The 8393-nt window shown below is 70.5% G+C and carries 8 protein-coding genes; 5 read left to right on the top strand and 3 right to left on the bottom strand.

Annotated elements, in window-relative coordinates:
• Nucleotides 1-898: 898 nt before the first annotated feature.
• Both KBX34_RS26170 and KBX34_RS26165 read left to right on the top strand, forming a co-directional pair.
• Nucleotides 899-1240 (top strand): hypothetical protein, encoded by a 342-nt coding sequence (locus tag KBX34_RS26170; RefSeq protein ID WP_210927535.1) that lies wholly within the window; start codon nt 899-901, stop codon nt 1238-1240.
• The gene (locus KBX34_RS26165) at nt 1237-1896 is read left to right on the top strand and encodes a nucleotidyl transferase AbiEii/AbiGii toxin family protein (RefSeq protein WP_307871499.1); all 660 of its coding nucleotides are present in this window, start codon (nt 1237-1239) and stop codon (nt 1894-1896) included. The genes KBX34_RS26170 and KBX34_RS26165 overlap by 4 nt, the downstream gene beginning before the upstream one ends.
• Nucleotides 1897-2096: 200 nt before the next feature.
• Here the strand turns inward: KBX34_RS26165 and KBX34_RS26160 are convergent, their stop codons facing one another.
• The gene (locus tag KBX34_RS26160) at nt 2097-2999 is read right to left on the bottom strand and encodes an SDR family oxidoreductase (RefSeq protein WP_088948263.1); all 903 of its coding nucleotides are present in this window, start codon (nt 2997-2999) and stop codon (nt 2097-2099) included.
• Between the two features lie 186 nt (nt 3000-3185).
• On the opposite strand from KBX34_RS26160, the gene KBX34_RS26155 reads away from it, so the two are divergent.
• Nucleotides 3186-4979, top strand: a complete 1794-nt coding sequence (locus tag KBX34_RS26155) for a bifunctional UDP-sugar hydrolase/5'-nucleotidase (protein WP_210927533.1) — start codon at nt 3186-3188, stop codon at nt 4977-4979.
• Between the two features lie 57 nt (nt 4980-5036).
• Here the strand turns inward: KBX34_RS26155 and KBX34_RS26150 are convergent, their stop codons facing one another.
• Complete coding sequence (locus tag KBX34_RS26150) at nt 5037-5234, bottom strand: hypothetical protein (RefSeq protein WP_088948265.1); 198 nt, start codon at nt 5232-5234, stop codon at nt 5037-5039.
• Between the two features lie 55 nt (nt 5235-5289).
• Entirely contained in the window at nt 5290-6447 is a 1158-nt protein-coding gene (locus KBX34_RS26145) for a geranylgeranyl reductase family protein (protein ID WP_210927531.1), read from the bottom strand.
• Between the two features lie 146 nt (nt 6448-6593).
• Here KBX34_RS26145 and KBX34_RS26140 point away from each other — a divergent pair, with 146 nt between their 5' ends.
• On the top strand, nt 6594-6830 hold the full coding sequence (locus tag KBX34_RS26140) for a hypothetical protein (protein ID WP_088948267.1): 237 nt from the start codon (nt 6594-6596) through the stop codon (nt 6828-6830).
• An 86-nt stretch (nt 6831-6916) separates the two neighbouring features.
• Nucleotides 6917-8359, top strand: a complete 1443-nt coding sequence (locus tag KBX34_RS26135) for an MFS transporter (protein ID WP_210927529.1) — start codon at nt 6917-6919, stop codon at nt 8357-8359.
• Nucleotides 8360-8393 lie beyond the last annotated feature (34 nt).

Raw genomic sequence — 8393 nt, 5'->3', positions numbered from 1 at the left:
GGGGTAGCTCCTTCGGGGGTAGGAAACACCCGCACCGCCAAGGGGGGTCGGCGACGCAAGGGTGTGAGCACCTCGTCCGGCGCTGCATCAAACAAAGGGGAAAAGTCTTAGGGAGATCGGCACCAGTTAAGCCGGGGGGCTTGCGGGGGCCGGGTCGGCGACCTGCGAGCCGGAGAGCTCGGGCGCCGGGTCCATGTGTAACGACCGGGGGTCGGGGGTCATTCCCGGGTGGCTCCCCGACGTCCGCTCGTGCGATGCGGTAGTCGGGTGGTCGCTCGTGGGGACTGCAACGACCGGGGGCCCGGGGTCATTCCGGGGGCCGGGCCATCCCGTGACACCCGATGGAGCGCGGGTGCTGGGAAGGCTTCAACGATGCGGCCCGGGGCGGCATTCCAACCCCGCTACCAGCGGCTCCAACCCCGATTGGGCGGCAGGTTAACCGGTAGTCCTGCGATCGTCAGAGTGTGTAACGACCCCGCCCCGGCCATCATTCCGACCCACCGGTGCGACCGGTCACAGGCCAAACGCCCCGAAGGCCGCAACCCCTCGTACCGGGCCCATCGGCGCTCTCGCCTTACCCCCTCAGACCGGACAAAAGCCCCCAGCCTCGGGCGTGGTCGGCCCTCAGGACGCTAAATCGGGCTTGATCGACTCGGCTTCCTGAAACCCGGGGTGTCCGAGACGGCATGACACCGCGACTTCAAGAAACCCGAGTCGATCACGGAGACCTCAGCGTCGCAGGCGAGGGCAAACCGGACAAACCTCCGTGGGAGGATGCCCGACCCAGGCAATTGGCGGCCAGTTGGCCTGGGCTCGGCGAAGCACCGTCAACAGCCTGCGGCAGGGCGCAGGGATCGTCTTGAGCGACACCGGCTCGGGTGGGCGTTACCCTGACACCATGCAGGCCGTCTCCCCCACCGCGACCGGCGTGGCCTTCCTGGCCCGACCGGGTCGCCCTGCCGTGGTGGCGCGGACACTCGTCGAGCTGGCCGGGCCCACTCGCGGCGTGGTGGAGCTGCCGGTGCGGTTGATGTGGAACGCCGAGCGCACCTTCGACCTCGCCGACCCCGACCAACTGCTCTGGATGTACGAGAACGTGCTGCGCGAGACGACCCGCATCGAGGACCTGCGCGTCCTGATCAACGGGCGGACGCTACGCCGGGTGTGGCGACTGCTCAACCTGCCTCGGGGCGTACGGCAGGCGTGGGAGAGCCGGCACCGCGGCCTGCGCGCGGCGTGACCGAGCCTCATCTGCACGACTTCTACCGGGAGGTGGCCCGGGTGGCGCTCACCGCCGCCGGACCGTACCGGTTCGTGTTGGGTGGCGGGGTGGCCTGGGCGGCGCACGGGTTGGTCGCCCGCCCGACGGAGGACGTCGACCTCTTCGCGGACGTGGAGGGTGCCGCCGCGGCGGCCTCCGCGGGGGTGCGCGGGGCGTTGGAGCGAGCCGGCTTCCTCGTCACCGACGCCGACCCGGACAGTGAGCTGGGCGAGCTGTTCGACGGGTACGAGCAGGACATGAAGGACTTCGTGGTGACCCGGGACGGACGGCAGATCCGGCTCAGCCTCGCCCGGTTGGACCGCCAGCAGAGCCCGGTGGTGATGGACCTCGGCCCGGTGATGGACGTCCGCGACCTGGTGGCCAACAAGATCGCGGCACTGGTCAACCGGCGGGAGGTCCGTGACTTCATCGACGTGGCGGCGGCGTTGGAGCATTACGACGTGACCGAGCTGCTGGTGCTGGCACGGCAGGTCGACCCCGCGCTGGACCCGGACGACGTGCGCGCCGCCGGCCGCTACCTGGACCGCCTGCCTGAGCAACGCTTCGGACGTTACGGCCTGAGCGCCGCCGACATCGCCCAGGTCCGGCAGCGCTTCGCCGCCTGGCCGCGCTGACCCAGCCGCCGTCGGCGAACCACGCAACGAGACGGGCAACGCCCTTTCGGCGGTGAGCTGGTCGGCGGGTCCGCCCGCGCAACGAACCACGCACCGAGACGGGCCGCCGGCCCAGCGCAGCGCCCGGAGGCCGGATCACGACTCACCGGACCGAGCCGCGTCGGGGCGGGCGCCCGAGCAGCGCCCGCCCCGACGGCGGATCACTTGGTCGGTCGGCCGCCCGTGACGCCCAGGATCTCGCCGGTGACGTAGCTGGATTCCTGCGAGGCGAAGAAGACGTACGCCGGGGCCAGCTCTGCCGGCTGGCCGGGGCGACCCTCCGGGGTGTCGGTGCCGAACTGCTTCACCTTCTCCTCCGGCATCGTCGACGGGATCAGCGGCGTCCAGACCGGGCCCGGCGCGACCGCGTTGACCCGGATGCCCTGCTCGGCCAGGTCGGCCGCGAGGGCCTTGGTGAAGTTGGCGATCCCCGCCTTCGTGGTCGCGTAGTCCAACAGCTGCGGCGACGGGTCGAACGCCTGGATCGACGCCGTGTTGATGATCGCCGACCCCTCGGCCAGGTGCGGAATGGCGGCCTTGCACAGCCAGAACATCGCGTACAGGTTGGTCTTGAGCACCCGGTCGAACTGCTCGGTGCTGATCCCGAGGATCCCCTTGTCCTGCGACATCTGGTACGCCGCGTTGTTGACCAGGATGTCGATGCCGCCCAGGTCGCGGACCGTCCGGTCGACAAGCTCCTGGCAGTGCGCCTCGTCGGTGACGTCGCCGCGGACCGCGATCCCCCGCCGGCCGGCGTCCTCGATCAGGCGGATCGTCTCCTGGGCGTCGGCGTCCTCCTCCTCGCTCAGGTACGAGATCAGCACGTCGGCGCCCTCCCGGGCGAACGCCAGCGCAACGGCCCGGCCGATGCCCGAGTCACCGCCGGTGATCAGCGCCCGTTTGCCGTCGAGCTTGCCGCTGCCCCGGTACGACTCCTCGCCGTGGTCCGGCTTCGGAGTCATGTCGGCGGTCGAGCCGGGCGGTGACTGCTGTTGTGCGGGCTGGCCGGACTGCTGGCCGTACTGGCTGGTGGGGTCCTGCTGGGTGTGCTGGTCCTCGCTCACCGATCTCTCCTCGCGCCGCGCGGGAAGCGGGGGCTGCCCCGCGAATGTCGTCCCTGACCGCCGTACCCTGCGCCGGCCTGCGGAAACCGCAGCAGCACCTGGGGCTGGCGTGGCAGGAGTGTCCGCTGCTGGTTATGGTGCGCAAGGCGCTCACGAGGCGCGTCCACCCCCATGGAAAGGCACGTCATGACCTCTCCCTCCGGCCCGTCGCGTCGCCAGGTGCTCGTCGCCGCGGCGGCGGCCGCGACCGCCCCGCTGATCGCCGCCGCGCCCGCGCAGGCGGCCGGCGCGGCCCGGCCGCGCACCTGGGACCTCACCCTCCTGGGCACGTCGGACACGCACGGCAACGTCTACAACTGGGACTACTACCGCGACGCCGAGTACGACGACAGCAAGCAGAACGACATCGGCGTCGCGAAGCTGGCGACTCTGATCAACCAGATCCGTCGGGAGCGGCGCGGCAAGGCGACGCTGGTGCTCGACGCCGGCGACACCATCCAGGGCACGCCGCTGGCCACGTACTACGCCAAGCAGGAGCCGATCACCGCCACCGGCGAGAAGCACCCGATGGCCCGAGCGATGAACGTCATCGACTACGACGCGGTGACGCTGGGCAACCACGAGTTCAACTACGGCCTGCCGTTGCTGGACCTGTGGATCCGTCAGCTCGGCTTCCCGGCCCTCGCCGCGAACGCGGTCAACGCGAAGACCGGCAAGCCGGCCTTCCTGCCGTACGTCATCAAGAAGGTCTCCCTCGGTTTCGCCGCGCCGACCCTGCGGGTCGGCATCCTGGGGCTGACCAACCCCGGTGTTGCCATCTGGGACAAGGGCAACGTCGAGGGCAAGCTGCGCTTCGACGACATGATCGCGACCGCAGCGAAGTGGGTGCCGATCATGCGGGCCCGCGGCGCGGACCTCGTGCTGATCTCCGCGCACGGCGGTGACAGCGGCACCTCCAGCTACGGCCCGGAGCTGCCGAACGAGAACCCGGTAGCGCTGATCGCCCAGCAGGTGCCGGGGATCGACGCGATCCTCTTCGGTCACGCGCACAACGAGGTGGTCGAGCGGTTCGTCACCAACGAGCGGACCGGCGCGCAGGTGCTGCTCTCCGAGCCGTCGAAGTGGGGCCAGCGGCTCACCCGGATGGACTTCACCCTGACCCGCGAGCGCGGCCGGTGGACGATCACCAAGAAGGCCGCCAGCATGCTGAACACCAACACCGTGGTCGAGGACCCGAAGGTGCTCGCCGCCGTGCGGGCCCAACACCAGAAGACCATCGCGTACGTGAACCAGGTGGTGGCCCAGGCCACCGTCGAGATGTCCACAGTGGAATCCAGGTACAAGGACACTCCCATCCTGGACTTCATCAACCACGTCCAGGCCGAGACCGTCACGAAGGCGCTGGCCGGCACGCAGTACGCCGACCTGCCGGTGCTGTCCCAGGCGTCCCCGTTCAGCCGTACCGCGGTCTTCCCCGCCGGGGACGTGAAGATCCGTGACGTGGCAGGGCTCTACGTCTTCGACAACACGCTCGAGGCGGTCGTGCTCAGCGGCGCGGAGGTGCGCACCTACCTGGAGTACTCGGCGAAGTACTTCCGGACCCTCGCTCCGGGCGCCCCGGTCGACCCGGAGAAGATCAGCGACTCGCCGGCGGTGCCGGACTACAACTACGACGTGATCTCCGGCCTGGACTACGACATCGACATCTCCAAGCCGATCGGGCAGCGGATCACCCGCCTGGTGCTGGCCGGCACCGACACTCCGGTGGCGGACAACGCCCAGTTCGTGATGGCGGTGAACAACTACCGGCGCAGCGGCGGCGGCAACTTCCCCGGCATCGTGAAGACCCAGGTCTACAACGCGCAGCAGGAGATCCGTCAACTGCTCATCGACTGGGCGCAGGCCAAGGGGACGATCGACCCGGCCGACTTCTTCCAGCAGAACTGGCGACTGGTACGCGAGGGCGTGCCGGTCTTCTGACCCCAGCACATCGCTAACGGGCCGTGGGTGGCGACACCCGCGGCCCGTCGTGCGTTCTCAGCCCTGCACGTTCCAGCGGATCGGGTCCTCGGCCTCCTCAGGGCGGTCGCGCCCGGGGTCGGTCTCGGTCAGGGCGACGCGTTCGTCGGGACGCACCGCGAGCGGCAACTCGCCGAACCGCGCGTGGCGCAGGAACGCGTACTCGTCATCGGTGAACGGCTGCTCGGCCATCTGCACCTCCCACTCCCCCGCCATTGTCCAGCGGGTGGGCCACTGGACACCAGTGCGTGGTCACACCGCGTAGAGCATCCTAGGATCCTGGGTGAATGAAAGGGGCCCGGCGCGGGGCTGGCACCCGATCCAGCACCGCGAGGGCCGCCCGGATGGGCCGACGCCGCAGCATTTCGTCGAAGCTCGCCCGCCCCTGGCAGAACTGGACGAACATCCGCCAGCCCGGCGGCGTCGCCAGCAGGGCGTGGAACACGTCCGGGCGGCGGGTGAACACGTCCAACAGCCGGAAGCCCGCCCGCATCTCCGGCACAAGCCCCTCGGCGACCGCCCGCTCGTACCCGGACAGGTCACCGGCCGCGACCGCCGCACCGGCCAGCCCACCGGAACGCAACGCGAAGCTGATGCCCTCCCGGCTCCACGGCTCCAACAGCCCCGCCGCATCCCCCACGACCAGCACCCGGCCGTTGCGCAACGGCGAGTCCTCCTCCCGGCACCGGGTCAGGTGCCCGGAGTCGTGCTCCGCCGGCAAGCCGGTCAGCCCCAACCGGTCCACGAACCGCCGCAGGTACTCCCGGGTCCCCTCCCCCGCGCCCCGCCCGGCGATCACCCCGACAGTCAACCGGTCACCCTTCGGAAAGACCCAGGCGTACGACCCCGGCATCGCTCCCCAGTCCAGCAGCAACCGCCCCCGCCACCGCTCCTGCTCGGCCGGGGGCACCGGGATCTCCAGCTCCAGACCCAGGTCCACCTGCCGGTACCGGACCCCCACATGCCGGGCGGTCACCCCCGACGACCCGTCCGCCCCGATCACCGCGCGGGCCGCGATCGTCGCACCGTCGGCCAGCCGCAGGCGTACCCCCTCGGGGTCCTGCTCGATCGCGCGGACGGCGACCCGCTCCCGCATCTGCGCGCCCGCGGCGACCGCCGCCGCGCGCAGCCGGTCGTCGAACTCCTCGCGGCGCACCATGGTCACGACCGGGCTGTCGCTGCGGCGGGTGAACTCCCGACGGCCGTCGCGGGTGAACGTGACCCGGTCCACCCGGTCGTGCGCCGGCACCTCGATCCGATCCGCGACGGCCGCCAGGGAGGTGCCGATCAGGCCACCACCACAGGTCTTGTAGCGCGGATGCGCGGCTCGCTCGACAACAAGGGTGGAGACACCGGCGCGGGCAGCGGCGTGCGCCGCGGAGAGCCCGGCGGGGCCGGCGCCGACGACGACGAGGTCCCAAACGATCACGAAGGCAGCCTAGGGCACCACCGAAGGCCCGGACCGTACGCCACAGCCGACACCGACCGCCCGATCGGGTGTGCATCTTCGGTCACCCAGGGGGTAACCCGCGCACGGCAGCCGCCGCACGACGGCGGACGAACGAAGGAGGAAGCATGCAGCAGGTGCAACTGTCGGAGGCCGAGCAACGCGTGTACCAGGCGGTCACCACCCTGGAGGCACGCGGGCAGGTGCCGTACCCGGACCTCATCGCCGAGGTATCAGGGCTGACCCAGGAGCAGGTGGACAGCCCCCTGCACCTGCTCACCGAGAAGGGCCTGCTGCACCGCGAGGACTCGCCGATGGCCGGCCTCGACTTCGGCCCCCGGTTCTGCGCCCGCCAGATGGCGTGAGGGCACCGAACAATCCATGACGATTCGCCCCCCGATGCTCCGGGTAGCGATCAGCAATGCGTGATCGACGGTCAACGGGGGGCGCGATGAGTGCGGCGCAGACGCCGCAGCCGGTGACGGCGGCCGAGAACCGACGACGCTGGCAGGCGGTCGGTGTCGGGTTGGTCGCCGCGTTCATGACGCTGCTCGACGTGAGCATCGTCAACGTCGCGGTGCCCTCCATCGACCGGGCGCTGCACGCGTCGCCGAGCGACCTGCAGTGGATCCTCTCCGGGTACGCGCTCACCTTCGGCCTGGCGCTGGTCCCCGCCGGCCGCTTCGGCGACGCACGCGGTCGGCGCAACGCGTTCGTCTTCGGCATCTCGCTCTTCACTGTGACCAGCGCGCTCGCCGGCCTCGCCACCTCACCGACGTGGCTGGTCATCGCCCGACTGCTTCAGGGTGCCGCCGCCGGCGTCGTCAACCCGCAGGTCATCGGGCTCATCCAGCAACTCTTCCGGGGGCCCGAACGGGCGCGCCCGTTCGGGCTGCTCGGCGCAACCATCGGAATCTCCACAGCGGTCGGGCCACTGCTCGGCGGGCTGCTCATCGCCATCGGCGGCGAGGAACACGGGTGGCGGTGGGTCTTCTTCGTCAACGTGCCCGTCGGCATCCTCGCGGTGATTCTCGGCTGGCGTCTGCTGCCCGGCCGCCCCGCCGGCCAGGTCGGCTGGCATCGACTCGACCCCGTCGGTGTCCTGCTGCTCGGTGTGGGCGTCGTCCTCGTCCTGCTTCCGCTCGTGCAGGAGCAGCAGTGGCAGACCCCCTGGAAGTGGGCGCTCATCCCGGTCGGCCTGGCCGTGCTGGTCGTCTTCGGGCTCTGGGAGCGACGCTTCGCACGCCGTTACGAACCCCTGTTCGACCTTCGACTGTTCAGCCTCCAGTCGTACACACTGGGCTCGATCCTGGCGCTGGTCTACTTCGGCGGCTTCACCGCGATCTTCTTCATCTTCACCCTGTTCCTACAGATGGGTCTCGGTTACAGCGCGTTCATCGCCGGCCTGGCCATCACCCCGTTCGCCCTGGGATCGGCGGCTGCCGCCGTACTCGGTGGCCGCGTCGTCAACCGCTTCGGCCGACCACTGGTCGCCATCGGTCTGCTCACCGTGGTGATCGGCCTGGCCGCAACGGTGGTCGCGCTGAAACTCGCGCCGGACGCCCCCGCGCCCTGGGTTGCCGCCGGTCCACTGCTCGTCGCCGGCATCGGCAGCGGGCTGGTGATCGCCCCCAACCAGACGATCACCCTCTCCGAAGTTCCGGTAGGGCAGGCGGGCAGCGGCGCCGGGATGCTCCAGACCGGTCAGCGCATCGGCGCCGCGGCCGGCATCGCCGCCGTCGGTTCGATGTTCTTCTCGTCGCTGGCCGACAGCCGCGGCAACTGGACCAGCGCCTTCGAGCGATCGCTCCTGCTGGCCACCGGCATCATCGTGCTCGCGCTGATCTGCGCGCTGATCGACATCGTCCGCACCCACAACCACCACAAGAACTGACATGGGTACGCCGCTGGCCGGCACCCCGGGTGGG

It is taken from the genome of Micromonospora sp. M61, assembly GCF_018070245.1.
GTDB classification, from domain to species: domain Bacteria; phylum Actinomycetota; class Actinomycetes; order Mycobacteriales; family Micromonosporaceae; genus Micromonospora; species Micromonospora zamorensis.
The sequence above is the reverse complement of the archived record's forward strand: the minus strand, read 5'-3'. Positions and strand labels throughout refer to the sequence as shown.